The organism is Paenibacillus tepidiphilus (genome assembly GCF_008635795.1).
In the GTDB taxonomy this organism is placed as follows: Bacteria; Bacillota; Bacilli; order Paenibacillales; family Paenibacillaceae; genus Paenibacillus_AQ; species Paenibacillus_AQ tepidiphilus.
Genome location: NZ_VWRQ01000004.1, coordinates 299238 through 324016, shown reverse-complemented (window position 1 = coordinate 324016; position 24779 = coordinate 299238). Strand labels below are relative to the sequence as shown.

23 protein-coding genes are annotated in these 24779 nt (G+C 55.2%); 7 read left to right on the top strand and 16 right to left on the bottom strand.

The annotated features are described in order from the left end of the window. Positions 1-394: 394 nt before the first annotated feature. A complete protein-coding gene (mutS, locus tag F1379_RS07405; protein ID WP_150267999.1) occupies positions 395-3238 on the bottom strand; it encodes a DNA mismatch repair protein MutS in 2844 nt (947 codons plus the stop codon). 196 nt (positions 3239-3434) lie between these two features. On the opposite strand from mutS, the gene F1379_RS07400 reads away from it, so the two are divergent. Continuing rightward, positions 3435-4241, top strand: a complete 807-nt coding sequence (locus F1379_RS07400) for a GNAT family N-acetyltransferase (protein WP_150267997.1) — start codon at positions 3435-3437, stop codon at positions 4239-4241. On the opposite strand, the gene F1379_RS07395 is transcribed toward F1379_RS07400, so the two are convergent. The 7 genes from F1379_RS07395 to F1379_RS07365 form a co-directional block, all read right to left on the bottom strand. Continuing rightward, positions 4238-5644 (bottom strand): putative amidoligase domain-containing protein, encoded by a 1407-nt coding sequence (locus F1379_RS07395; protein ID WP_150267995.1) that lies wholly within the window; start codon positions 5642-5644, stop codon positions 4238-4240. The genes F1379_RS07400 and F1379_RS07395 overlap by 4 nt on opposite strands. Before the next feature lie 243 nt (positions 5645-5887). Beyond that, complete coding sequence (locus tag F1379_RS07390; RefSeq protein ID WP_150267993.1) at positions 5888-6445, bottom strand: outer spore coat protein CotE; 558 nt, start codon at positions 6443-6445, stop codon at positions 5888-5890. Positions 6446-6682: 237 nt separating this feature from the next. Beyond that, positions 6683-7783, bottom strand: coding sequence for an HD-GYP domain-containing protein (locus F1379_RS07385; protein ID WP_239004585.1), 1101 nt, complete (start codon positions 7781-7783; stop codon positions 6683-6685). Positions 7784-7891: 108 nt separating this feature from the next. Further along, positions 7892-8881, bottom strand: coding sequence for an aromatic acid exporter family protein (locus F1379_RS07380; RefSeq protein WP_150267990.1), 990 nt, complete (start codon positions 8879-8881; stop codon positions 7892-7894). Between the two features lie 95 nt (positions 8882-8976). After that, on the bottom strand, positions 8977-9813 hold the full coding sequence (locus F1379_RS07375; RefSeq protein ID WP_150267988.1) for an ABC transporter permease: 837 nt from the start codon (positions 9811-9813) through the stop codon (positions 8977-8979). A gap of 1 nt (position 9814) precedes the next feature. Beyond that, positions 9815-10591, bottom strand: a complete 777-nt coding sequence (locus F1379_RS07370; RefSeq protein ID WP_150267986.1) for an ABC transporter ATP-binding protein — start codon at positions 10589-10591, stop codon at positions 9815-9817. Between the two features lie 37 nt (positions 10592-10628). Continuing rightward, positions 10629-11645, bottom strand: a complete 1017-nt coding sequence (locus F1379_RS07365) for an ABC transporter substrate-binding protein (RefSeq protein WP_150267984.1) — start codon at positions 11643-11645, stop codon at positions 10629-10631. A gap of 385 nt (positions 11646-12030) precedes the next feature. On the opposite strand from F1379_RS07365, the gene F1379_RS07360 reads away from it, so the two are divergent. After that, complete coding sequence (locus tag F1379_RS07360; protein ID WP_150267982.1) at positions 12031-13743, top strand: alpha-amylase family glycosyl hydrolase; 1713 nt, start codon at positions 12031-12033, stop codon at positions 13741-13743. A 9-nt stretch (positions 13744-13752) separates the two neighbouring features. On the opposite strand, the gene F1379_RS07355 is transcribed toward F1379_RS07360, so the two are convergent. After that, the gene (locus F1379_RS07355) at positions 13753-14385 is read right to left on the bottom strand and encodes a hypothetical protein (protein ID WP_150267980.1); all 633 of its coding nucleotides are present in this window, start codon (positions 14383-14385) and stop codon (positions 13753-13755) included. Positions 14386-14560: 175 nt separating this feature from the next. Between F1379_RS07355 and F1379_RS07350 the strand changes: the two genes are divergently transcribed. Both F1379_RS07350 and F1379_RS07345 read left to right on the top strand, forming a co-directional pair. Then, entirely contained in the window at positions 14561-14800 is a 240-nt protein-coding gene (locus tag F1379_RS07350) for a hypothetical protein (protein WP_150267979.1), read from the top strand. 605 nt (positions 14801-15405) lie between these two features. Further along, positions 15406-16032, top strand: a complete 627-nt coding sequence (locus F1379_RS07345) for an FMN-dependent NADH-azoreductase (protein ID WP_150267977.1) — start codon at positions 15406-15408, stop codon at positions 16030-16032. Positions 16033-16210: 178 nt separating this feature from the next. On the opposite strand, the gene rsgA is transcribed toward F1379_RS07345, so the two are convergent. The 4 genes from rsgA to F1379_RS07325 form a co-directional block, all read right to left on the bottom strand. Next, positions 16211-17302 carry a ribosome small subunit-dependent GTPase A gene (gene rsgA, locus F1379_RS07340; RefSeq protein WP_150267975.1) on the bottom strand — a complete coding sequence of 364 codons (1092 nt, stop codon included), beginning with the start codon at positions 17300-17302 and terminating at the stop codon, positions 16211-16213. A 401-nt stretch (positions 17303-17703) separates the two neighbouring features. Beyond that, positions 17704-18375 (bottom strand): HAD family hydrolase, encoded by a 672-nt coding sequence (locus F1379_RS07335; RefSeq protein WP_150267973.1) that lies wholly within the window; start codon positions 18373-18375, stop codon positions 17704-17706. A gap of 136 nt (positions 18376-18511) precedes the next feature. Continuing rightward, positions 18512-18961 carry a DUF3939 domain-containing protein gene (locus tag F1379_RS07330; RefSeq protein ID WP_150267971.1) on the bottom strand — a complete coding sequence of 150 codons (450 nt, stop codon included), beginning with the start codon at positions 18959-18961 and terminating at the stop codon, positions 18512-18514. A 122-nt stretch (positions 18962-19083) separates the two neighbouring features. Beyond that, positions 19084-19680 (bottom strand): DUF2087 domain-containing protein, encoded by a 597-nt coding sequence (locus F1379_RS07325; protein WP_150267969.1) that lies wholly within the window; start codon positions 19678-19680, stop codon positions 19084-19086. Positions 19681-19859: 179 nt separating this feature from the next. On the opposite strand from F1379_RS07325, the gene F1379_RS07320 reads away from it, so the two are divergent. The 3 genes from F1379_RS07320 (at position 19860) to F1379_RS29715 (ending at position 21625) form a co-directional block, all read left to right on the top strand. Then, on the top strand, positions 19860-20849 hold the full coding sequence (locus F1379_RS07320) for a YpdA family putative bacillithiol disulfide reductase (protein ID WP_150267967.1): 990 nt from the start codon (positions 19860-19862) through the stop codon (positions 20847-20849). Between the two features lie 27 nt (positions 20850-20876). Continuing rightward, complete coding sequence (locus F1379_RS07315; RefSeq protein WP_150267964.1) at positions 20877-21320, top strand: DUF441 domain-containing protein; 444 nt, start codon at positions 20877-20879, stop codon at positions 21318-21320. Between the two features lie 191 nt (positions 21321-21511). Further along, positions 21512-21625 carry a putative holin-like toxin gene (locus F1379_RS29715; RefSeq protein WP_162551094.1) on the top strand — a complete coding sequence of 38 codons (114 nt, stop codon included), beginning with the start codon at positions 21512-21514 and terminating at the stop codon, positions 21623-21625. A 196-nt stretch (positions 21626-21821) separates the two neighbouring features. Here the strand turns inward: F1379_RS29715 and F1379_RS07310 are convergent, their stop codons facing one another. The 3 genes from F1379_RS07310 to F1379_RS07300 form a co-directional block, all read right to left on the bottom strand. Next, a complete protein-coding gene (locus tag F1379_RS07310; protein ID WP_150267962.1) occupies positions 21822-22382 on the bottom strand; it encodes a hypothetical protein in 561 nt (186 codons plus the stop codon). Continuing rightward, entirely contained in the window at positions 22382-22798 is a 417-nt protein-coding gene (locus tag F1379_RS07305; protein ID WP_150267960.1) for a MerR family transcriptional regulator, read from the bottom strand. Before F1379_RS07305 ends, F1379_RS07310 begins: the two co-directional genes overlap by 1 nt. 148 nt (positions 22799-22946) lie before the next feature. Further along, positions 22947-24695: an ABC transporter ATP-binding protein gene (locus F1379_RS07300; RefSeq protein WP_150267958.1), complete on the bottom strand. Its 1749-nt coding sequence runs from the start codon at positions 24693-24695 to the stop codon at positions 22947-22949. Positions 24696-24779: the final 84 nt, after the last annotated feature.

Sequence of the window (24779 nt, the reverse complement as noted above, 5' to 3'; positions counted from 1 at the left end):
GAATATCGAACTAATCGCAGGATCGATAGGGTTCACTTTAGCTTTGACCTGAGTTACGCCTGAGCTTTGCCCTGACTACGGCGAGAGTGTGGAGAACCGACCGCTATTCCTACGGAAAGCGATCAGGCGAACGGACGGAAATCCAAATGTTCTCTGGAGTCACGGCTATAACAAATATATCTTCAGTACACTCTATATAGTTGGCTACCCGCCACTTAAACGGGTGAAAGTTAATGACTACGCCAATACAGCCCAACCCTATTAAGTGGCGATAATTGAAATTGAGTGCTGAAATCAGTACAAACGGCAAATTAGTGTGCGAAAATCAATCTATTTGCGTCGTCCTTTACGCTCAAACAATTACGGTACCTGAAAAAACTGGCTGAACCGCAGCCTACAAGCCCTTGGCCTTCATCTTCAGCTCATTGAGCAGACCCATCGCCTGCAGCGGAGTCATGTTCATCAGATCCGCCCCCTGCACGGCGGCAATCAGCTCCTTGACGACCGGGGCAATCGGAGCCGGGACGCCTGCAGCCTGCCGGCGCCCTTTGCGCGGCTCTTCCTCGCCGAAGATCGAGAGCTGCACAACCTCCTGCTCCTCTTCGGCCAGCGATACAGCGGTTTGCGCATAGGCAGCCGCCGCCCCGGTGTGCTCACGCACGTTGCCGGCAGCATCTGCACTCCCTTCGCCGACAGACTGGATGCGCCCGGTAGATAGCCGCTCTTCCTGCTCAACATGTCTGTCCGCAGTAAGACGGTCGTCAGCCGCGCTGCCCACGGCGGATACGTCTCCGCCACCCCGGACCTCCGGCTGAGAGACACTAGCTGGCGTCGCCACAGTGATGGCAGGCGCCGCCTGTTCAATGCTCTGCAGCAGTGTGTACGCACGGTCAATAATGCCCTCCGGCAGGCCAGCCAGCCGGGCACAATAGATGCCATAGCTGCTGTCGGCCGCTCCCGGCACAAGCTTGCGCAGGAAGTTGACCTTATCGCCGCTCTCCTGAACGGCCATGGAATAGTTTCTCAGCCCCTGCAGGCTCTGTTCCAAATGAGCCAGCTCATGGAAGTGGGTGGAGACCAGCGCTTTGCAGGCAATCGTATCATGCACATATTCGATGACGGCCTGGGCGATGGCCATGCCCTCGCTGGTGGAGGTGCCGCGGCCCAACTCGTCGATGATAATCAGGCTGCGGGCCGTCGCTTTCTCGGTCATGACCTGGATGTCGGCCATTTCCACCATAAAGGTGCTCTGGCCGCCGATCAGGTCGTCGGCCGCCCCGATCCGGGTGAAGATCCGGTCGATCAGCGGCACTTCTGCACTGGCTGCCGGAACAAAGCAGCCAATCTGGGCCAGGATGCAGATTAACGCGACCTGGCGCATATAAGTGCTCTTCCCGGCCATATTCGGGCCGGTGATCAGCAGAATATTGCCGTCCTCCCGGCCCAGGGCCGTGCCGTTGGCAATAAACGCCGTATCCTTCAGCACCGCCTCTACGACAGGATGTCTTCCGCCCTCCAGGCGCAGATCATAGCCGTCGCTAAGCTTCGGCTTAACAAAACGATGCTCCGCACTGACCGCAGCCAGACTCTGGTACACATCGATTTCAGCCACCTTCTCGGCCAAGGCCTGCAGACGGGAAATCTGGGCGTTGATGCGCTCGCGCAGCCCGCTGAACAGGCTGTATTCCAGATCCGTCATTTTATCCTGGGCTTCCAGGATCAGCGCTTCCTTCTCCTTCAGCTCCGGCGTGACGAAGCGTTCGGCATTCGCCAGTGTCTGCTTGCGTTCATACCGGCCTTCCGGCAGGGACGCCAGATTAGAGCGGGTTACTTCTATATAATAGCCGAAGATTTTGTTATAGCCGATCTTCAGCGACTTGATACCGGTAGCCAGGCGCTCCTTCGCTTCCAGCTCTGCAATCCAGCGTTTACCGTTGCTGCTGGCCTCCCGCAGCTCATCCAGCCGTTCATGGTATCCCGGCCGGATCATTCCTCCATCCCGTACGGACACAGGCGGATCATCAACGATGGCCTGTCCGATATCCTCGCGGACTTCAGCGCACTCGTCGATAGCGGCCCCGATTTCCCGCAGGGTAGAAGAACCTGAAGTCAGGCAAAGCTCCTTCAGGGCAGGGATTTGCTCGAGTGACAACCTGAGCGCATTCATATCCCGGCCGTTGGCGCTGCCAAAGGCAATACGGCCTACGAGCCGCTCCAGATCATAAATCTCCTTCAGCGCACCGCGTATATCTTCACGTACGATGAACTGGTTATAAAGATAATCGACGGCCTCCAGCCGCCGTTCAATTGCCGAACGCTGCAGCAGCGGCTTATCGATTCTGCGCCGCAGCAGCCGGCCGCCCATCGAGGTCTCGGTGCGGTCCAGCAGCCAGAGCAGCGAGCCCTTCTTGGAGCGCTCGCGCACCGTCTCCGTCAGCTCCAGATTACGGCGCGTAAACGGATCGAGAATCATGTAATTCCCCGGCTCATACGGTGAAATCTGCCGCAGCTGACCCAGCGAACGGCGCTGGGTTTCGCCAAGGTAGGCGATCAGCATCGCCAGGCAGTGCCCCCGTTCCCGCTCAAGCCGCACCCAAGCGGCTTCGCCGAACTGCCGGCGCGCCTGTTCCTCGTCGCGTTTGTCCCACGGCGTATAGACGACAGGCTTGGCCAGCAGCGCCGCTTCTGCACGAAGCGTCTCCAGCAGTCCGGCATCCCCGATAATTTCCGCCGGTTCATAAATTCCAATCTCGTCACGCAGCCATTCCATGTTCGACAGAACAGACGTGACATACAGCTCCCCTGTGGTCAAATCACAGGCCGAGAGCGACAGCATGCCGTCGATTTCGGTGACGCATACCAGGTAATTGTTGCTTTTGTCAGCAATCTTCCCGTCCATAACGGTTCCTGGCGTAACTACCCGGACAATATCCCGCCGTACCATCCCTTTGGTGACCGCCGGATCGTCAAGCTGCTCGCAGATGGCGACCTTATAGCCTTTTTCAATCAGGCGCTGAATGTAGCCTTCGGCCGAATGATAAGGGACACCGCACATCGGAATCTTCTCATCCCCGCCTCCTTCGCGCCCGGTTAATGTAATCTCCAGCTCCCTCGAAGCAAGAATCGCATCGTCAAAGAACATTTCGTAGAAATCGCCCAGCCGGAAAAAAAGGAAGGCATCCTGCGCCCCTTCCTTTACCTTCAAATATTGCTCGATCATCGGCGTATATTTAGCCATTGTTAACCTCCATGCCTTTTCACTAAGTCTATCTATTATAACAGAAACTTGGACATGAACGTTACCCGCATTGAGGGAGGTCCTAAAAGCTTCCTGCACCTAATTCGCGGCTGTCATATTCATTTTTGGCGGCATGTTGTACAATGGCAGAAGCTTTTCATAGATGGATACTGCATTGCCAGAGGGGGAGAGCAGAATGATTCGCAAGCTGGAAGAAGCCGACCGGGAAGCGGTGCTGTCGTTTCTCGGCCAGGAAGCGGCCCTTAATTTGTTTCTGATCGGAGATGTCGAGAATTTTGGCTTCGGGCAGGATTTCATGGAGGTGTGGGGCGAGACCACAGGGGAAGACGGACCGCTCACAGCGGTGCTGCTGCGTTACTACAGCAGTTACTTGCCTTATGCGCGCGGAATGTTCGATGTGGACGGGTTTACGGCCTTAATCAAGGCCAACAAGAAGGCGGAGATGATCTCCGGCTCGGCGGAGGTGCTGGAGGCGTTCGGTGATAAAATCGAGTTCCGTCTGCAGAAGCGGATGGATTTCTCCGAGCTTGCCGCCATGACAGAAGAAGTCCGGCAGGCCTGCGGGAACACGCAGGTTATGGTTCATAGGGCGGGAGTAGACGATGTCGAAGCCGTCTGTGCGCTCACCGACCTTATTGAAGAGTTCGCCGGCAGCGGCTCCGGGATGCGCACCAGCCTGCGCCAGACGCTGCAAAGCGGCACCGGCCGTACCTATTATGTGGAACGGGGCGGCAAGGTGGTTGCCTGCGCCTCCACATCGGCGGAGAACTCGCTGTCTGCGATGATTGTCGGGGTGGCTACCCACCCTGAGCACCGCAAGCAGGGACTGGCCCGCCGGCTTGTGGCGCAGCTCTGCGCCGACCTGTTAGCGGAAGGCAAGTCGCTCTGCCTGTTCTACGACAATCCCAAAGCCGCAGCTATCTATGAGGAGCTGGGCTTCCGCCGGATTGGTTCATGGAGCATGAAGTACCTGCAGCACTAAAACGGCCTTGCAGTGATTGTCCGGGCGCTCCACAGCGGCCGGACATTTCGCGTCTCGTCCCAGGCGCGCGTCCCGGCGATCAGTTCAAAGAGCGGCTCGATGGCCCCGGCGGCATCGTCATAGCCGTCCAGCCGCCGCAGCCGTGCAAGCAGCGGCGGAATCTCGGGACGCAGCAGAGCCTTGTCGCCGCTGTAGAAAGCGGCGTGCAGGCCGTCGCGATCGAGCGGCCGGTCCGGCAGTTCTTCGTACCGGCTGACGATCAGGTGCGCTAGGTACACGGCGCCTCTGGCGATTAGCGGGGACACCAGGAAGCTCGGCAGGGTGCGGTACTCAAAGCCGCCGTGCGGCTGGCGGCGGAAATCGCCGAGCGTCCCGTAACGCGGACGCCGGTCCGCCGCCCGGCCGTCCTCCAGCAGCATCAGCGGCAGCGCGAGATAATTGTCGAGCGCCCGCAGGAGCGGCGCCGTCAGCGCCACGCCGCTGAAATGCAGGTGGCCGCCGAGCGCCCAGCCCGGCAGCGGCATGCCCCCGGCCCGCCAGGCCAGCGTGCGGTCGGCGATGCGCCGGTCCGCCGTGGCCGCGGCGGACCACAGCTGCGCCAGCAGCGCCCGCGGGGTCCCGCGCGGCGCCGGGCGCAGCTCGGCGACCGGGAACGCGCCGCGCGTTCCCGGAGGTCCGGCGTCGCAGCCGGCGACGCCGTCCGTGGGCAGGAACCGCGTCGCCGGCACGACGCGGCCCGTCTCCTCCCGGAGCAGGAGGAACTCCGGGTCCATGCCCATCAGCAGCCCCGGGCGGCCGGGCTGCTCCTGCGCAAGCGCGCCGGCGAGCGCCTCGGCCGCCGCGCGGCAAGGCGGCGGCAGCGGCCTGTCCGCTGCCAGGGGCTGCACCGCTTCCACTGTATAGCGGCGCTCTCCCATTGCCGCCAGCCGCACCTCGCCGCTGTCGAGCCCCAGCGCCTGCAGTGCCCGCACGGCGGCCGAAGCCAGCCGTGCTGCTGCACCGCCCGGCCGCCGGCCCGGCTCACCGCCGGGGGAGGCCTGCCCCCCGCCTTCGGCGGCAGCGCCATGCTCCATGATCGCCGGATGTGCCTCCCGGCCGCCTGTCAGGATGGCCGGCGGCAGGTGAGCCGTTTCCCGCCCGCTCCGCAGCGCTCCTACCTCCAGCTTCCCGGTCATTCCCCGGCCCATGCCCAAGGAGGAGACCTGCACCACCTCCAGATTAAACACAAGCAGCGAATACCGCAGACGCTGTGTTTCTGTCCCGCTGCTATATGTATCCGGACCGGCCTGCCGCCAGGGTGCCACCGGGTCCGGACCCAGCCTGGCATCCAGACCGCTTCGCCGCAAGCGGTCCTCCCGTCCGGCTGCAGACAGACTGCGGTATACATCCAGCCCTTCATTCATAAGCGATGCTCCTTCAGTTGATGATCAGACACTTTGCGGGGACACCGGATACTTGAATACTTTTAAATATCCAAGTAAAAACGGCTACGCCGTCCTTACAGGACAGTAACCGTTTCGGAGAGATTGTACTTTTAAATCTTTTAAAAAAAGGAGGGCATCCGCCCTCTCGCCGCCGCCCTCGCTACATATAATGTATTATCCTTAGGCAGTCAACCAAGGTGAAGCGGCGGCGGCGCCGTCATCCTACAGCTCGTCGTCCAGGGCATCGGGGTCCAGATCGTCATAATCGAAGCTCTCACCGTCGAAGTCATAATCCTTATCCTCCGGATCGTCGCTCTGATCACTGACATACACGCGGACCTTGGTCTCAGCCACCAGCTCCGCCTCGAATTCCCGCTCTACACGGAGCGTCACACTGCCGCCACCCGGGGATACTCCCGCTTCCACACAGTTGGGTTCCTGCGTTGCCTCCGCAGTGACCTCCACGGTGGAAGCGCGGTGTCTCGGGTCCAGATAGGACAGCGGAATCAGCTCTACATAAGAGACCGTTTCCTTGGCTACCTCTGTCTGTTTGTTTTTGTCATACGAGTACCAAATGTTCACATCGTAAGTACCGATGACTTCAATTCCGTTCCCGGCGGCAACCGCTTCGTACTGGTGGTTAATAATCCAGGCCCCCAGAATACTCGTCGGATGATGTGGCGGAGTCACGGTATGAGTTGCGGTAGAGAACTTACGACCTTTGCCGCAAACAGCCTTCGTAATGATCTCTCTTGTCTGACGTTTATGACTTAATGACATCTTTGAACCTCCTCCATACAATCATTCACTATCAAGTGTATGCAGGTTCTGGGCATTTGTTGATTGTTAGAGTAGAAATTAATTTGGGTAAGCCCTCCGGGGGTTCAGGCAGTTCCACCGATATAGATTGATAGACGCAACTTGTATCCATACATAGCTTAACTAATGAAGTCTCATCGTAAAAAAGACCCCCGGCGCCGGCGGCTTCAGCCTGGCAACGGGGGGTCTTGCTTATGTTTATTGCGGCAGCACCCGCACGATCCCGAGATCGCGGTGGCGGCTCAGATCGATAAAATCCTCATCGATGTTGACCAAGGGGTGCAGCGGATCATGGGCCAGAATCATCACAATTTTACCGGTCCGGCCGTCGGTCAGCAGTACCTCGTTCCCGATCATCGACTGCATCAGCTTGTTGATAAACACCCGGCAAATGTAAGGGTCCAGCTTACCGAACACATCATTCTCCATCTGCCGCAGCACCTCATAGAGCGGAGCAGCCGGGCGGTGATAACGGTCCGAGGTCATCGCGTGAAAAATATCGGTAACCGCCACGATCTTGCTGAAGTCGGTAATCCGGTGTCCCTGGACGCCGAACGGATATCCGCTGCCGTCCATACGCTCATGATGCTGCAGTGCCACAAGCGCCTGCATATGCGAGGTTCCGACAGTATCGCGGATCATTTCATAGCCGTAAGTAGTGTGCTTCTTGAGCAGCTCACGCTCCTCTGCCGTCAGCTCCTCCGTTTTGGCCAGAATGTCCGAGGGTATCATTACCTTTCCGATATCATGCAGAGTAGCGGCAATCGTGAGTGAGCTGAGCTCTTCCGGCCTCAGCTTCAGCCAGCGCCCCAGCAGCGTGGACAGGATGCCGACGGCAACATTATGCCGGTATGTATAATCGTCCTTGGACTGCAGCGCGGCCAGAATGCCGAAGAAATCATTCTTCTCGCCGACCTGCTGGATAAACGGGATGACTTCCCCCCGCAGTTCAATCATCGGCAGCCGCCGGCTCTTGGTATAACGGAGCTGTTCAAAGATGCGTTCCATGGCCGCCGTGCATTCATCCACCGCAAGCTGATAATAGACGGCATTGTCGAGCTGTACCACATCATGCGCTTCCAGCCTGATCTGGTGCTGCGAGATCAGCCTGACATGCTCGGCGGTGAGCAGCGTGTAAGCCGGCAGAACAAATACACCGCTGCGGTTAAATAGATTGGCTGCAAGCTGTTTACCGATATACTGTTCGTTGTTGTAGATTATCATCACCTGCCAGAGCAGAGATTCACGGCCCGCGAACATCTGCAATAATGGGAGCTTGTGCATCAAGCTGTATAACACAATAATACCTTCACCTGATTAATAAAATGCTGACAAACACCCTTACTTTGTTATCGTACACAGACGCCGGATTGTAAATAGGCCTTGGCGCTTATTCGCCTGTAGGCCTTAGCCCTGTCCGCGCAGCCGCTCGCTGCGTCTGGCCGGCTTGATTTCCACCGGGACTTTATGCCGCTTGGCGATCTTGAGATACAGGGCCAGTTCCCGGCACAGCTGCAGTATGGCCGACCGCACCTCGAATTCGTCCCGGGTCCCCGGCAGCTCCATTTCCTGAAACTCCTGCTCCAGCTTGTCCAGCAGCTTCTCTGTCCGGCCCGTATATTCTTCGGCCAGCACATCGCCGCTGAGCTGATCGAACAGGTCGGCCACCATATCCCCGTGCGGAAGCTGCCGATAGACCTGGGAGAGCAGCTGCATCATATTCTGGATGGATTCCAGCTGTTCCTTGCGCATGTAGAAGTAGACGTTCCACGCCTCGTCGGGGTGGATCACATGATTCTCCATCTCCCGGGATGACGCGGTAATGCCGCGCTGAATCGCATCGCTGGCGCCAATCAGCTCCTTGCCGTCCCAGACCAGCAGGGGATCGCGGAGTGTACGCGCCATTTGCTTGAAGATGACCGAGAACTGGCTGTCCACCTCCTTACGGATACCGGCAATCAGGCTTCCGCCCTGCGGCATATAGATCAAGTTGACCAGGCCTGCCGACCCGAGGCCGATAATGAGCAGCTCGATCTGCTGGAGCAGCACATGCAGAGAGAGCTCGGCTTGTCCAAACACACGGAAGACCACGACCGAACTGGTAACGATGCCTTCCTTGAAGCCTGCTTTTACAATTAGCGGGAAGCCAAACAGCACATAAAGACCCAATACCCAGTAATGAAAGCCCAGCAGATAGAATAAAACAATGCCGCAAAGGAGCCCCACCAGCGAGGCGGAGAATCTTGCCGTAATCGTGCGGAGACTCCGTTTGCGTGTCGTCTCCACCCCCAGGATGGCCAGAAGTCCGGCGCTTTGCGCGCTCGGGATTCCCGCGGCCGCCGCCAGCAGAATGGACAGCAGCGTGGCGGCCGCTGTTTTGATTACCCGAAATCCCATGAAAATACCTCTCTCTTCGAACGTTATGCGAATACACAGGTAAAGATATAGACATGGTACAAGATTTTCCGGGGAGACACAATAAGACATTCTTTTCACCGCCGCGACAAAATCAGCTTCTCCACATAAACCACCAGCTGATACATCGCCGTAGCTACCGCCGCAATAATCAGCAGACTCGACATGACCAATGTAAAGTTGAACACCTGAAAGCCGTAAATAATCAGATACCCGAGACCCGACTTGGCCACGAGAAATTCACCGACAATGACACCGACCCAGGACATCCCCACATTCACCTTCAGGGTAGATACAATCGCCGGAAAAGATGAAGGCAAAATTACCTTGCCGAATACCTGTACACGCGATGCACCGAAAGAACGCACTACCTTGACCAGATTCGGGTCCACACTATTGAAGCTGTTATATACCACAAGCGTTGTAATGATTACGGTTATAGACAATGTGGTGATGACAATCGCCGTAAAACCGGCTCCGAACATGACGATGAAGATCGGCCCCAGCGCCACCTTCGGCATGCTGTTGAACACTACCATATACGGATCAAGCACGGCGGACAGAAAAGGCGACCACCATATCACGACGGCCAGCAGGGTTCCGAGCAGGGTTCCCAGCAGGAAGCCGATGACCGTCTCCCCCACCGTCACCGACAGATGGGGCCACAGACTGCCTCCTGAAAGATCGCTCCATATTTGCCGGAAGACTCTGCCGGGCGAACTGAACAGCAGTGTGTCGATCCAGCCTGCCCGCGCCGCTGTCTCCCACAGCACAAAGAGAAGCACCAGAAGCCCGGCGCGGACCGCCATGACACGGCTCTTCCAACGCAGCTTGGCTGCACGGTATTCTTCGTGCTTCTGGTCCAGCCACAGCTTGCGGGACACGGCAAGTTCAATTTGCTCCACCGATTTCATCTTAATCCCCCCTTCCGGCCAGCTCCATTTCTTTCCACACGGTATGAAACAGCTCCGCGAAGCCGGGTAAATCCCGCGCGTATAGCGGCGGTGTACTGCGGATGGCTTCCGGTACAGTAAATATGCGGCGGATTCTGCCGGGATTCGGCTGCAGCAATATGACCCGGCTGCTGACGGCAATCGCTTCAGCCAGATCATGGGTCACCAGGATAGCCGTGGTACCCCGGCGCAGCAGTGTCTCCGCCACCAGATCCTCCAGCTGCAGCTTGATCTGGTAGTCCAGTGCGGAGAACGGTTCGTCGAGCAGGAGCAGCTTGGGCCCGGTGGCCAGCGTCCGCACGAGTGCCACCCGCTGGCGCATACCGCCGGAGAGCTCGGACGGGTAGGCGTTCTCTTTTCCCTCCAGACCCAGCTCTTTAAGCAGCCCCAGCGTACGCCGCCGTGTCTCTTCATTAAGATTGCCCGTCAGCTCAAGACCCAGAACAGCATTATCCAGAATTGTCCGCCATGGAAACAGATAGTCCTGCTGCAGCATATAGCCAATCTCGGCCGAGGGTTCCAGGACCGGATGCCCGCCCACATACACATCTCCGCGTGAAGGCTGGAGCAGCCCGGAGATGATCGACAGCAGAGTGGTTTTGCCGCAGCCGCTGGGTCCGACCAGGCTCACGAACTCACCCTTATCCACTGTGAGATTCAGCTCCTCTATAGCCAGTGTAGCCTCACGGTCTCCCAGGTAGGCATGCGTCACTCCCTTTAATTGCACTAGCGGCAGCATGGTAGTGTTCCTCCTAACCATTCGGATTGCTCAAAGCCTAATTCCCTGATTGGACGGTCTGTTCCGCTTTCTCGGAGAAGCTGTTATCGACAATCGCCTGAAGCGGCACGCGGTCTTTCAATTCCCCGGCATTGTCCATCACATCCAGCAGATTGTTCCATTCCTTGTCGTCGATGACCGGATTTCCGGCATACGTGTCCTGCTCTTTGTAGCGCTCAATCGCAGACACCACGATGTCGCGGTCTGTATTCTCGAAATAAGGGAGTACCGCATCGGCAATCTCTTCCGGACTGTGCTCTTTGACCCACAGCTGGGCGCGCTGAATGGCGTTGGTGAACTTCTGCACCGTTTCCTTGTTTTTACCGATATAGCTTTGTTTCGCCATGAACACCGTATACGGCAAATACCCGCTTTCCACACCGAAGGAAGCCACGACCGCCCCGCGGCCCTCGCTTTCAAAGATGGAAGCCTGCGGCTCGAACAGCTGTACATAATCGCCTGTACCGGAAGCGAACGCACCGGCAATATTGGCAAAATCAATATTCTGGATCAACGTGAGGTCCTTCCCGGTGTCGATACCCTTCTGCTTCATCGCGAAGGCTCCGGCCATCTGCGGCATTCCCCCTTTTCTTTGGCCGAGATAGGTCGACCCCTTCAGCTTCTCCCAGTTGAAACTTGTGTCCGCGCTGCGTGCGAACAAAAAGGTTCCGTCCCGCTGTGTAAGCTGGGCAAAATTGATCACCGGATCATCTGTACCCTGCTGGTAGACATACACGGAGGTCTCCGATCCCACCAGTGCAACGTCGATGGCTCCCGAGAGCAGTGCCGTCATTGTCTTGTCGCCGCCGGGAATGGTTTGCAGCTCGACATCCAGCCCTTCATCCTTAAAAAAGTCCTGCGACAAGGCCACATATTCCGGAGCGTAAAAGACCGATCGGGTCACTTCGCCGATCTTTACTTTTACATCGGTAGATTCCTTGGCGCAGCCGGCAAACAGGGTTAAGCCCAAGGCAATGAGGCAGCAGAGCAGCAGCGGCTTTGGGTTGAATTTCATCCTAATCTCTCCTTTCTTCCGGGTCTTGTGCCCTTGCCCCAGCATATGCGCCGGCCCAGGGAAAGGTTAATCCGGCATTTGCCGAACCGTTTGCACGGATTTTACACCAGTCGCTGTTCCATAATTCCAGCTTCTCCTGAGAGTTCTGTAAAGCTTTCGCACATATTCCCGGTACAGTAAGTTGATTTAGTTAATAATTTCTCGAAAATCAAACTAAATACGAGCTAATAAAGTATTAATTCCTATATACAGCTTATTATCGTTAAAAACGGTTATTTTTGGGGTGTGCAAACGTTTTACCTTTAGGTGTGGATTCATCTAAGATATCAGTGAAGCGCTTTCGCTATATAAATGAAGCAATCTTTCCAGGAAGGAGTTCATCATGATGAACTTAATAACCACCGCAAGGTCCCGCGCCCTGCTCCAGAAATCGGCCGCCGTCGCGGCAGTATCCGCCCTGCTGCTAACGGGCTGCTCAGGCAGCAGCAATCCTAAGAATGACGAAGCCGCCCCCTCTGCCGCAGCAGAGACATCACCGGCGGGAAGCCCCGCCGCAACCGCAAGCACAGCGCAGCCTGCTGCAGCCGCAGCCGCCGTCGATGAGCAGCCGGGGACGGTGTATTATGAAATTTTTGTCCGTTCCTTCTATGATTCCGACGGGGATGGAATCGGCGATTTGCGCGGCATTACCGAGAAGCTTGATTATCTGAACGACGGTAATCCGTCCACTACGGAGGATCTCGGGGTCGGAGGCATCTGGCTCATGCCCGTCAATCCATCCCCCAGCTATCATGGGTATGATGTTACCGATTACCGGGAGATTCATCCCGACTATGGAACGGTGGAGGATATGAAGGAACTGATCGCCGAGGCCCATAAGCGCGGCATTAAAGTGATTATGGATCTGGTGGTCAACCATACCTCCAAGGAGCATCCCTGGTTCGTAGATGCTGCCAAGGGCGGCGAGCACCGCGACTGGTACGTCTGGGCAGAGGACAGTGGCCGCAGGCCAGAGGGCAGCAGTGCTGCAGGCAGCGGCAATCCGTGGCATTCTGTGCTGGGCAGCCACTATATGGGAACCTTCTGGGACGGAATGCCGGATTTGAATTTCGACAATCCGCAGGTACGGACCGAGATGAAGGATATCGGGCAATATTGGCTGGAGCTGGGGATGGACGGCTTCCGGCTGGATGCCGCCAAGCATATTTACGAGGATCTGCTGTCCGACAAGAGCGAGGCCACTACAGACAAGAATGTAGCATGGTGGCAGGAATTCCGCGCAAGTATGGACGAGGTAAATCCGGAGGCATATATTGTCGGCGAAGTGTGGGAGAATTCCGCCACTTCGGTGGGAGCTTATCTGGACCAGGCTTTCGACTCCGGCTTCAACTTCGGCCTGGCCGAGACCTTGATCAACTCTGCCAAGACGGAGTCGAACAGCGGTGCCGCGTTTACTCTGGAACGCACTTACAAGCTGTACTCCCAAATCTCCGGGGGCGACTTTACCGATGCGGTCTTTCTCAGCAACCATGACCAGAACCGGGTGATGAGTGTGCTTGGAAGCAACACCGCCCATGCCAAAATGGCCGCGGCGATGCTGCTCACCCTGCCCGGTAACCCGTTTATCTATTACGGTGAAGAGATCGGCATGCTCGGCGTGAAGCCGGATGAAGGCATCCGGGAGCCTATGGTGTGGACGGCGGACCGCAGCAGCGCGGGAACAACCTCGTGGGAAGCGGGCACCAACAATGCCGCCATTGCCGGTGCTGACGTGGCAAGCCAGTCGGCCGATGCGGATTCGCTCCTCTCCCGTTACCGCCAGCTTATCGCTATGCGGAGTGAAGTGCCGGCTCTGAATGCCGGCGGCATCCGTGACTACACGGTGGACCATGCCGGTGTAATGGCATTCGAGCGAATTACAGCGGAGCAGCAGGTATTGGTCGTCCATAATTTAACGGGACAGCCGCAGGAGCTTGAGCTGCATCCGGGCAGCAACGACCTCCAATATTCCGCCGTGCTCAAGACCATCCCCGGTGATGCTGCTTTCAGCGGCGGTAAGCTTAGCCTTGCCCCATACTCCACCGCCGTCCTGGAGTAGCCGGTCACGCTATAGCGTGACCCATTCATAGAAAGCCATACTCAATTGCGTCTTGGATGCCGGAACGGCAACAATCCAGTCTTCTCCGGTGCGGCAGCTCATGCGCAGCAGCCACCCGCCTCCGGCGTCCTCGATGTATCCGGCCTGCTGCAGCTGCCATCCGGTTCCGCTGCGTGAACATAATCGCAGCTCTCCATCGGAAGTGTGACACTTCAGCACCCGGGCCAGCTGCGCCGACTGAACGAGATCGCCGGTCTCGGCCCTGAGGCATTCGGCGAGAAAGTACAGCGTATACGAGCCTGCATTTTCCTTCAGCTCCTCGTATTTACGCCTGGAGATCAACAGTGCCGGCGCTTCCGGCGCTGCGGTCTCACCGGCATCCAGACAGTTGAGCAAATAAAAGCAGGCCCGCTTAATTTCAGCGGGACCCTGTAATACATAAGTAAAGGCATCCGCCTGCTTCAGGCTGGAAACCAGCGTCCGGTCTTTATGTACCTGCAGGCATATATCCTGCGTATATTCGCCTTCATTGTATATTAACCTGCAGATCCGGTCCGCCTGGGAGGTCATCCGCCGTACATCGCGGCTCGCCCCGTCAGGAAACAGGAAATGCAGTATATCCAGTCCGTCATTTGTTTTCACAATTTCATAATCCTTCCTGGCTGCTCAAGGTCATCCCGTTTGAGGCCCAGAATTCATTTGGGTCTTGCTCTGAAACTTGCAATCTTTATGTTATCATAAGCTAATTTTAAGGTAAAATTAAGATACGGCAGGTATGATCTATAACATGAAATACTTGTAGCGAGGTGATTTCAATATGAGAACGCTCATCACGTTTCAGAACAAGCTTGTGCCTGTGTATATTACCACCGAAAACAAACAACCCACCCAGAAGGTGCTGCGCATTCTGAATAGCACACTGGAGCTTAAATTTCAAAAAGGCAAAAGTGCCATCCAAAAATGTCTGAATTCTCTGATCAGTATAGAAATTAAAGGCTCTGAAGCTATATTGCACAGTTATAGTGAAAATGATTCATTGGCGCTATCCCTCTATTAATAGAGGGGTAGTTTTTTTTGTAAGAAAACGGTTGCTCGGCATCATTAAATCCTGGACCAGCAAAAAAAAGCACATCCCGGAAGATGTGCCCCGCTCTATATATGGCTAAGGTTGCCGCTGTCTGCATCTGCTTTTAACATCAACTAATCCGGTGTTTCCGTCCTTCTTCTTTTTCCGCTTTTTGAATCCGCAGTTTGAACAACTGTACTAAGTTGTGCCGGGTATGCTCTTCGTGACAGTTGTCCAATTTCTTAATAATGAAACGGTCAATGGACATGTCAATCGCTCCTTTTAGGATAAAGGTTATTCGCCAGAGCGGAGAGGAAATGATTACCTGCCCCCTTGTAAAACGTATATAACCGGGTCCTGTGCAGCTTAAACCTTGCCTAAAAACGCAAAAAAACCTGTCATATCACGGTTTTACTACATCTTGATACATACATGCGAAAACCCGCCCCTGCTTCAGAAGATGTGGTGCCCTTGCAAAGTATAGTAACCTGCTGTCGAGTCAAACAAAATTTATTTCGACTGCAGTTTACAAACGAAATATTAAATGCTATATTAAATATAGTTAGTAATAAATATATATTTAAGGAGAAACCATAATGTCTAATGTACTCTTCATCAAAGCTAATAACCGTCCTGCAGAGCAAGCCGTAAGTGTTCAGCTCTACAATGCCTTCCTGTCCAGCTACAAGGAAGCCCATCCTGAGGATCAGGTCACTGAACTGGACTTGTTCGCCGAACAGCTCCCTTACTATGACAACACACTGATCACCGGTGTCTTTAAAGCCAACCAAGGTCTGGAAGCCACTGCTGAAGAAGCTGCTGGTGCCGCTAATGTCAAGAAATATCTGGACCAGTTCCTTGCTGCCGACAAAGTGGTCTTCGCTTTCCCGCTGTGGAATATGACCGTTCCGGCTGTTCTTCACACTTACATTGACTACCTGAACCAGGCCGGTACAGCCTTCAAGTATACCGCTGAAGGTCCTGTAGGTCTGATCACCGGCAAGAAAGCCGCCGTATTGAACGCCCGTGGCGGTGTATATTCCGAAGGTCCGGCCGCAGCCGCTGAAATGGCCGTAAACTTCATTCTCGGCAACCTGAGATTCTGGGGCTTCCAGGACATTACACAGGTTATCATCGAAGGTCATAACCAGAACCCGACTGAATCCGCAAACATTATTGCCGCCGGTCTGGATCTCGCCAAGACTGAAGCAGCCAAGTTCTAATACACGCTCGCCAGCGTGTTAAAAGTCCGGCTTAACAGCTATCGCTTACCGCATCTGTAGACTCTGCTTATGATATCCGTCGGACTTTTATTTATATATAGCCCCGCTGCGCCATCCGGCACAGCGGCGGCAAGCAGCAAGAGGGGCAACCGTTCTAGACGGTTGCCCCTCTTGCTGCTTAATATTCTTCCAGCTCCCGCCGCCAATTGACCTTCTTGGACCGAGGAGCGGCGGGCTTAGCCGCCGCTGAAGCCGTCTTCCGCTGCTGCCTGGCTTCCTTGCTGCTCTGGTAGCGCAGCTCCCGCTCGGTTTTACGGAAATTGAGCAGACGCTTCTCTTCCAGCATCCCCGAGGCGACTGCCGCAATCACGGCACAGCCTTCTTCACCCTCATGGCGGCAGTTGCTGAAGCGGCAGTCCTCCGCCAGGCCGGTGATATCGCCAAAGACCAGATCCAGACCGCCTTCATCCTCCCAGAGCTGCAGCTCGCGCATTCCGGGCGTATCTACAATGATGCCGCCTTCCGGCAGCAGAAACAGCTCACGGTGAGTGGTTGTGTGCCGTCCCCGGCTGTCATCCTCACGAACGTCTTGGGTGAGCTGCAGCTTCTGTCCGCTGAGCCAGTTCACCATCGTCGATTTGCCGCAGCCGGAGGAACCGGTCAAGGCTACCGTCTGTCCTTGCCGGATATACGGCAGCAGCGCCTCCCGCCCTTCATCCTGCAATGCGCTGACGGCATGGACCGCTACACCGGGCGCCGCCTGCTCCATCTCGGCAATCCGCCTGCCTGCATCCGGGCACAAATCCGCTTTGGTCAGCAGAATAACGGGAGTTGCCCCGCTGTTCCAGGCCATAATCAGATAGCGCTCCATCCGCCTGACATTATAGTCGTCATTCAAGGCGCTGACCAGGAACAGCGTATCCACGTTCGCGGCCACGATCTGCTCCTCTTGCGTCGTGCCGGCCACCTTGCGCGAAATGACGCTGCGGCGGGCCAGCACCTCATGAATGACGGCTTGATCGCCGCTTGCCGTCAGCGCGGCCGCGACCCAGTCGCCGACGGCCGGGTAAGCGCCTTTCTCCGTCAGCGTATAACGCAGCTTGCCGGCCATCTCTCCCCAGAGCTCGCCCCGCCCGGTCATGAGCCGGTATTTGCTGCCGAAATCGCCGACGATCCGGGCGGGCTGGAGCTCTCTACCCGCCTGACTGCTGTCAGTCTTCTGCCATATTTCTTCCCATGCTGCATTCCATCCGTACTGATTAATACTCATCCAATTCCTCCTGCATATTTGTATGGGTCTTCTTGTTCCGGGAACGTCAAAAAAGCCGCCGGAACCTGGATTCCGGCGGCTGCTTCATGGGGCAAACGGACAGGGTTACCCGTCCGCTGTCAACCAGAAGAACATCAAAAAGCCGCCGGAACCAGCTGCGGTTCCCTGCGGCATTGTAAGCATCATAAGCGTTACAGTCCTAACGGATCAATTACCGTTATACTATATCTGCTCCCGGAGAACGCGTAGCTATTACAGTTGTGGTCGCAATTACAGTATAAACTGCCATATCACATCGTCTCCTTCCGATTCATAATCTGCTGTTATCATAATTGCAGGCAAGCACTGACGTCAAGCGGAGTAAATGTTTATAATCATTTATTACCGTGTTCGGTTATTCCTCACAGCAGCTCTTTCAGTTCATCCAGCTCATGAATGGACTTCCAGGGATGCACATCCAGGCTGTCATCCCAGGCATGATTCCGCTCCAGCCATATTGTCGTCATCCCGGCCTTGCCGGCGCCCCAAATATCGTTCACCGGATGATCGCCGATAAACAAGGTCTGCTCCGGAGTGGTTCCCATACGTTCCAGTGCCAGCTTATAGATAGCCGGATCGGGCTTGCGGATGCCGACCTCGCCGGATATGACGATGGCCTTGAAATATTCGCGCAGGCCGAGCAGGTCGATCTTGCCGTCCTGAATATGCTTTTCGCCGTTCGTGACAAGCCCGAGCGTGTAGCCCTTGCTGCGGCAATATTCCAGTACCTCGATGGCATCCTTCATCACGGCTCCGTGCCCCGCATAATTCAGCTCGTAGTAATCCCGGATCTCCCCCGCCGTCTGTGCCGTCTTCCATGGCAGCACCTCGCTGAGCTCGGCAAAGAAGCCATTCTTATCCCGGTACCCGTCGGCATCGCGCACAATGATATCCTTCACAACGCGCTGCGCCTCCTCCGGACCCAGATGCCCCAGCTTGTCCCGCACGAACTGCGTGCTGAAGCTGCGGAAGGTATAATCGCGGTCCATCAATGTGTTGTCCAGATCAAACAATATGCCTTGCGTCTCGTTCATTCCCCATGCCCCCTATGTACTGGATTCCGGTTCATTGTACTATGCTGCGGCAGACAAAGGAAAGACCGCTCCGGTCAGAAAGGCAAGCCTGCACCTTCCATTCCAAGCGGTCCATGGTTCATGTAACAGTCCGGCCTTACCCAAAATGCTCCGGCCGATGCGTAAGCATCATCTCGTCTTCCGTAATGTAAAGCGGGAACGGCGGCGTTTCCTTAAGATACCGTTCCGTCGCCAGCAGCCGGTAATGCACTTCGGGCAGCCAGGCATCTTCAAGCAGCGGAAGTTTACCGGTATCGCTGATGTAATTATCAACGGCGGTCTGCACCAGATCGAGATAATACGGTACCAGCTTGTCATTTTCCTCGAAGATTTCATACGTTTCGCGCGACATATAGAACTTTTGCTCCGGCACTCCGCCTAAATAGCGTTTCAGCCGGCTCAGGTCAATGCTTTTATCATCCATAATTAACGCGGTCCGGTTAATGGGTGCGGGCATATCCGTTTCGAATTGCCGGACAGCCTGCTTCACCTGATGCAGAGTAACGGTTATCGTCTCGGGGTTTTTTTTGGCGCGTTTGAAGATCATACTGAATCTCTCCTTTCGAAGAATATGTCAGATAACGCTTACAATTCTATTTTATTCGTTATTCGGACAATATAATCAGACGACTTCGCATTTGTCACTAAAACTCCTTAAATTTGAACCGATTATTTGACATTTTCCCATCGCGTCCACATTTCCGGCGGATTCAGCTCGTAACGCTCATTTTCCCGGTACATAAAATGGTGCATAATAAACTCCCGGCGGATTGTGGCATAGTCCTCATGGAATTGCTGGATGAATACATTAATTTCTTTCTCGCTGTAAATAACGCCGGGCTCCAACTGCTCAGCCATATGCTGCAGGGCAATCAGCTTCTTCTTGTATTGGGCAGGTATTTGCCGCAAATGGCCATCCTTGGCGAAAAAATTGCGCAGCACCGATTCCTTCAGACTGCTCTCCGGCGACTCCTGCTCCAGTTCCTCCGCACCCTTGGCAAATATAAATTTCAGCGAGGCCTCGGACCCGGCATAGATAAACTCCGGATTCAGCGAAAAGTACACGGTATTCTTCTCCCTGCGTTCCTTGATGAGTGCAGCTTCGCGCAGCTTGGCGGCGTGGTGGGTCACCGTGGGCTGAGACAGATTCAGCTTCTCGGCGAGCGCCTGGCCGTGCAATTCCCCCTTGGACAACAGCAGCAGCAGCCGCAGACGGGCCGGATCAGCCAGTGCTTTATGGTAATTGACAATTTTATCGAGCTGCATGGGAATCACTCCTGGAAACGATATTGTGGCATATAAATGATATAGTTTAGATATATATCTAATTATATCTTATTTTTAAGATAATGACAATCAATCGGGCGGGTTATTGGCAAAAATTTTAGATTTAGGGTACGATTTATACTGCGATTCTACATTACCCGGGGAGGTCATTTTAACCTATGAAAGACGTCATCATTATCGGAGCCGGTCCCTGCGGTCTCTCGGCAGCCATAGAATGCCGGAAGCAAGGGCTTACTACACTGATCATTGAAAAAAACTTCATTGTCCACTCCATTTATCTGTACCCGGTAAATATGCAATTCTTCAGTACCACCGGACTTCTGGAAATCGGCGGGGTACCGTTTACCTCGCCCAACGATAAGCCTTACCGCCATGAAGCACTGGTCTATTACCGGCGCGCCGCCGAGCAGCACGGACTGGAGATTGCGGCTTACGAGGATGCGCTGAGCGTCGAACGGCTGGAGGACGGCAGTTATCATGTACATACCGTCAATAACCGTGGTGATCGCCAGGTCCGCCGTGCAGCCCATGTGGTCATTGCCACAGGCTATTTCGACCAGCCTAATATGATTGGTATTCCGGGCGAAGAGCTTCCCAAGGTATCCCATTACTTCGGCGAAGCCCATCCTTATACCGGTATGCGCGTGGTTGTCATCGGCGGCAGCAACTCCGCTGTCGATGCAGCGCTGGAGCTGACCCGCGTCGGCGCCGAGGTGGACATGGTGTACCGCGGAGCCAGTATCTCGGAGAACATCAAGCCATGGGTGCGTCCCATCTTCGAGAGCATGGTGCAGAAAGGCAAGATTAAGCTGCATCTGCAGTCCCGGGTTACAGAAATTACACCCGGAGCAGTTATGATTACAGGGGCAGACGGGGAAACTGCTGAGATGGAGAATGATTTTGTACTGGCGCTCACCGGTTTCCGTCCCAGCCGCACCCTCCTCACCTCGGCTGGAGCTCATATGGACGATGAGCTGGACAAGCCGCATTTTAATCCCGCCACGATGGAGACCAATATTGCGGGCTTGTATGTTGCCGGCGTTATAGCTTCCGGACGCAACGCCAACGAGGTATTCATCGAGACCGGCCGGGGTCACGGTAAATTGATTGCGGACCACATTGTCTCGACACGGTTAGCCGGCAGTTAATCTTCTTATGAAAGGTTGCATAACTTTATGGATGTCACTTCGCTGCTGCTGCTGGCATTCGCAGCGCTCGGTATCCTCAGCAGCAACACGCCGATTACCGTCGCCATGACGGTGCTCCTGCTGCTGCGGGTCCTTGGACTGCAGCAGACTTTTCCCTGGCTGGAGAAATACGGCTTGACGCTCGGCATTATTATTCTCACCATTGGCGTCATGACACCGCTGGCCAGCGGCAAAATCTCGCTCGATACCGTCTGGCATTCTTTCCTGCACTGGAAATCGCTGGCCGCCATCGGCATCGGCATGCTCGTCGCCTATCTCGGCGGGCGCGGGGTTACCTTGATGGGCAGCCAGCCCACCGTTGTCGCGGGTCTCATGATCGGTACGGTGCTCGGCGTCGCCCTCTTCAAGGGTGTCCCCGTAGGACCGTTGATTGCCGCCGGAATCTTGTCGCTGCTGATCGGCAGAGCATGAGAGAACAATAATAAACAGGCTCCCTTCGCCAGCTGAAGCTAAGCGGCAGGGAGCCTGTTTTGTAAATAGACATCTTGCTCTATTATTGGAAATTTTTGTGTTAAAAAAGAGGTCCTTATGATAAAATAATAGTAGCAGTAAAGCGCTTGCAAGGGCGGACGGCACATCTTCCGGCAGGGAGGTGATGCTCTGTGGAGGTTAAAGACGCTTTGTCGCTCATGATCAGTTTCGGTGCGCTTATCGTCGCCCTGATGACACTGGTTGTGACCATCGTCGTTGCCAATAACCGAAATGGTAAGAAATAGGCCGCCCTTGACCGGGTCAACGGCCTATCTCACAGAGTGTTGGACCGCTTCGAATTAAGCTTGCCGCCAATGCAGCAGCGACCTGCACCGGGAGAGCCGTGTTGGCGCACGGTTCTCTTGCCGGGTATTTTTTCTACATACACTATACCACAACCCGTTGACAGAAGGTAGAGTGTTTTTACATTTTATGGTCCTTTTAACCCTCAACCCAATACTCTTTCTCCAGTTCAGTACGCCGGCTGGCGTCATATCTGATCACCTTGGCCGGAGTGCAGTCCAGCCGCTCCTGTTCGGCATCCGGGCCTCCGGTCTCCGCTGGACGCCTCGCGGCCTGCTCCTTGACCTTCCGGACGACCTCTTCGTCAAGCTCCGGCTCAAGCAGCTCCGCTTCTACGGCGTCTACAATTTGCAATGGAATTTCCCAACATTCACAGTATTCCTCACCAGCATTATCCTGTGTATCCAGTTTAAGAACAACCGCAGTTCCACCGCAGGGGACGGGCTTCTCCGTATAGATCCCGAACAAAAGCTCGATTTCCTTTGCCGGAGCTTCGATGGCAATCCTCCCTCTCTCATCCGTCTTATATCCACACGCTGAATCGTCCAGGAATATTCCTTCCGGAAGCTGCAGCTGCACCCAAGCAGTTCGTTTACCGGCAAGGGGCCAGATCCGCACCCAAAGGTGGTTCATCCCCTCTTCATGCTCAAGCAGCGGCTTGGCCCAGCGAATATCGGCTTCTAAGAGATTTCTGCTCATTATCGCTTCTCTCCTTTCAGTAAACTGCTTACTGCTGCTATCATCTCCGCCTTAAGTTCTGCCGGAATGCGCGGACTCAGCGTGAGCATCACGTCTTCGCTCAGCACCAGCGTTTCATTGGCCATGATATGTTCAGGCTGATAGAACGGCAGCCGTTCTCCTAAACCAGCAATTTCTTCATCCGGCATCCCCGCCAGTTTACTCTGAATTTGCGCCAGGCTTTCCCCGCTCTTGGATAGCGTTAATACCGCCCGTAAGTGGTTCAAATGCCGTTCCGTGTACACCCGCCTATTCCCGGCCAGCTCCAGCGGAGGCAGCATTCCAATTTGGGTGTAATAACGTACCTTGCGCAGATTCATCTCCGGATCTTCCCGCTGTAAAATATCGGCGAGCTGCTGTGCTGTATAGTTGCCCATCACCCAATCCCTCCAGGTAAAATTATAAGTTACAGTTAAGTGTTATGATTACATCATACTGTAACTTAATTCGAAAAGCAAAGCCCGCTCTGCAAGCGGATTTACCCGCATGCGGAACGGACTTTCCGGGATGGAGACATATCCCCGCTCAAGCATCCAGCCGCTGTACATTGAACAGACGCGCATAGCTGCCATCAAGCTGCATCAGCTCTTCATGCGTCCCGCGTTCTGTGATTTCCCCATTCTCCAGTACAATAATTTGATCGGCATGAGTTATGGTGGATAGCCGGTGGGCGACAATGAGCGTGGTGCGCTCGGAGGCCAGAGATGCCAGCGACTGCTGGATCAGATGCTCCGATTCCAGATCCAGCGCCGATGTCGCTTCGTCCAGAATGAGCACCTTCGGATCTTTGAGAAAGACGCGGGCGATCGAGAGCCGCTGCTTCTGGCCGCCGGACAGCTTCACTCCCCGTTCGCCGACTTCGGTGTCGTATCCTTCCGGCAGCTGCATGATGAAGTCATGGGCATTGGCCGCCTGTGCAGCTAGGATAATCTCTTCCTCGCGCGCATCGGGATTGCCGAACAGAATATTGTCCCTGACCGTTCCGCTGAACAGGAAGTTATCCTGCAGCACCATGCCGATGCTCCGCCGCAAGCTCTCCTGCGTCAGCTCCCGCACATCTTGTCCGTCTACGCGCAAACTGCCGTCCGTAATATCATAGAAGCGCGGAATCAGGCTGATCAACGAGGATTTGCCGCCCCCGCTCATGCCGACGAAAGCAACGGTCTGCCCTGGATGAATCTGCAGGCTAATGTCCCGCAGCACCCAATCGTTGTCTTCGCTGTATTTGAACCAGACCTGCTGGAATTCAATCCGCCCTTCAGGTCGAAGCAGCGGACGCGCACTCGGACTGTCGGTAATATCATAGGTCTCGGAGAGCAGCTCCATTACCCGTTCCAGCGAGGCCGAAGCCTGGGTCAGCACGGTGGAGGAATTAATCAGCCGCCGCAGCGGCGCATACATCCGGTCCAGATAACCGAAGAAGGCTACGAATGTTCCAAGCGAAAGATTCCCCCGGATGACCTCATAACCGCCATAGCCGATGACCAGGAGCGGGGCGATATCCGTCAGGGTATTGATAATGGCGAAGGTAACGGCATTCCAGCGCGTATGGGCCATCGCCTTATCCAGGAACTTGCGGTTGATGCCTTCGAACTGCCGCTTGTCCACCTGCTCCATAGTGAAGCTACGGATCACGGAAATACCCTGAATCCGTTCGTGCAGATAGCCCTGAATGCCCGCCAGCGCCTGCGAACGGTCCTTGGTCAGCACCTTCAGCCGCTTGTACAGCAGATTCACGGCAATGCCGTAAAGAGGCAGTATCGCGATGGATACAAGAGCCAATACAGGGTTCAAATAGAACATGAAGGCAAGCGCGAAGACCAGGGAGAACATGTCGAGCCAGACGTTCATCATCCCGACCTCGACCAGATTCTTGGACTGCTCCACATCGTTGATGAATCTGGAGATGGCTTCCCCGACCTTCGTGTTCTGGTAATACCGCAGCGACAGCCGCTGGAGATGGGCATAGAGCCGGTTCCGCATATCAAATAGCACCCGGCTCGTGATGAACTGGGCAAAGTACTGCCGGTAATATTCCACCGGGCCGCGGACGACGACAAAGAGCAGCAGCGAGCCGCCGAGAACGGTCATCAGCTTAGAGACACGCTCTTGTACGGTGAGCACCGTGTTGCCCAGCAAGTCGTCGACCACATATTTCAGAATTAGCGGCAGCGTCAGCGGAATCGCAAATTTGATCATCCCGATAAGCAGCGTCAGCAGGATCCATTTGAGATAGGGCCGGACAAAAGGATAATAGGATTTCCATAGCTTCACAGAATGTTACGTCCTTTCTGGCATGACTTTGATTGGGTACAGTTGACATTTGCGCTGCACAGTGTTTTTATATTTTTAAGATCG

What these genes read in the sequence shown, in the direction of transcription:
- mutS (WP_150267999.1), bottom strand. Translation starts at nt 3,238, where the DNA reads ATGGCTAAATATACGCCGATGATCGAGCAATATTTGAAGGTAAAGGAA.
- F1379_RS07400 (WP_150267997.1), top strand. Translation starts at nt 3,435, where the DNA reads ATGATTCGCAAGCTGGAAGAAGCCGACCGGGAAGCGGTGCTGTCGTTT.
- F1379_RS07395 (WP_150267995.1), bottom strand. Translation starts at nt 5,644, where the DNA reads ATGAATGAAGGGCTGGATGTATACCGCAGTCTGTCTGCAGCCGGACGG.
- F1379_RS07390 (WP_150267993.1), bottom strand. Translation starts at nt 6,445, where the DNA reads ATGTCATTAAGTCATAAACGTCAGACAAGAGAGATCATTACGAAGGCT.
- F1379_RS07380 (WP_150267990.1), bottom strand. Translation starts at nt 8,881, where the DNA reads ATGGGATTTCGGGTAATCAAAACAGCGGCCGCCACGCTGCTGTCCATT.
- F1379_RS07375 (WP_150267988.1), bottom strand. Translation starts at nt 9,813, where the DNA reads ATGAAATCGGTGGAGCAAATTGAACTTGCCGTGTCCCGCAAGCTGTGG.
- F1379_RS07370 (WP_150267986.1), bottom strand. Translation starts at nt 10,591, where the DNA reads ATGCTGCCGCTAGTGCAATTAAAGGGAGTGACGCATGCCTACCTGGGA.
- F1379_RS07365 (WP_150267984.1), bottom strand. Translation starts at nt 11,645, where the DNA reads ATGAAATTCAACCCAAAGCCGCTGCTGCTCTGCTGCCTCATTGCCTTG.
- F1379_RS07360 (WP_150267982.1), top strand. Translation starts at nt 12,031, where the DNA reads ATGAACTTAATAACCACCGCAAGGTCCCGCGCCCTGCTCCAGAAATCG.
- F1379_RS07350 (WP_150267979.1), top strand. Translation starts at nt 14,561, where the DNA reads ATGAGAACGCTCATCACGTTTCAGAACAAGCTTGTGCCTGTGTATATT.
- F1379_RS07345 (WP_150267977.1), top strand. Translation starts at nt 15,406, where the DNA reads ATGTCTAATGTACTCTTCATCAAAGCTAATAACCGTCCTGCAGAGCAA.
- rsgA (WP_150267975.1), bottom strand. Translation starts at nt 17,302, where the DNA reads ATGAGTATTAATCAGTACGGATGGAATGCAGCATGGGAAGAAATATGG.
- F1379_RS07335 (WP_150267973.1), bottom strand. Translation starts at nt 18,375, where the DNA reads ATGAACGAGACGCAAGGCATATTGTTTGATCTGGACAACACATTGATG.
- F1379_RS07330 (WP_150267971.1), bottom strand. Translation starts at nt 18,961, where the DNA reads ATGATCTTCAAACGCGCCAAAAAAAACCCCGAGACGATAACCGTTACT.
- F1379_RS07325 (WP_150267969.1), bottom strand. Translation starts at nt 19,680, where the DNA reads ATGCAGCTCGATAAAATTGTCAATTACCATAAAGCACTGGCTGATCCG.
- F1379_RS07320 (WP_150267967.1), top strand. Translation starts at nt 19,860, where the DNA reads ATGAAAGACGTCATCATTATCGGAGCCGGTCCCTGCGGTCTCTCGGCA.
- F1379_RS07315 (WP_150267964.1), top strand. Translation starts at nt 20,877, where the DNA reads ATGGATGTCACTTCGCTGCTGCTGCTGGCATTCGCAGCGCTCGGTATC.
- F1379_RS07310 (WP_150267962.1), bottom strand. Translation starts at nt 22,382, where the DNA reads ATGAGCAGAAATCTCTTAGAAGCCGATATTCGCTGGGCCAAGCCGCTG.
- F1379_RS07305 (WP_150267960.1), bottom strand. Translation starts at nt 22,798, where the DNA reads ATGGGCAACTATACAGCACAGCAGCTCGCCGATATTTTACAGCGGGAA.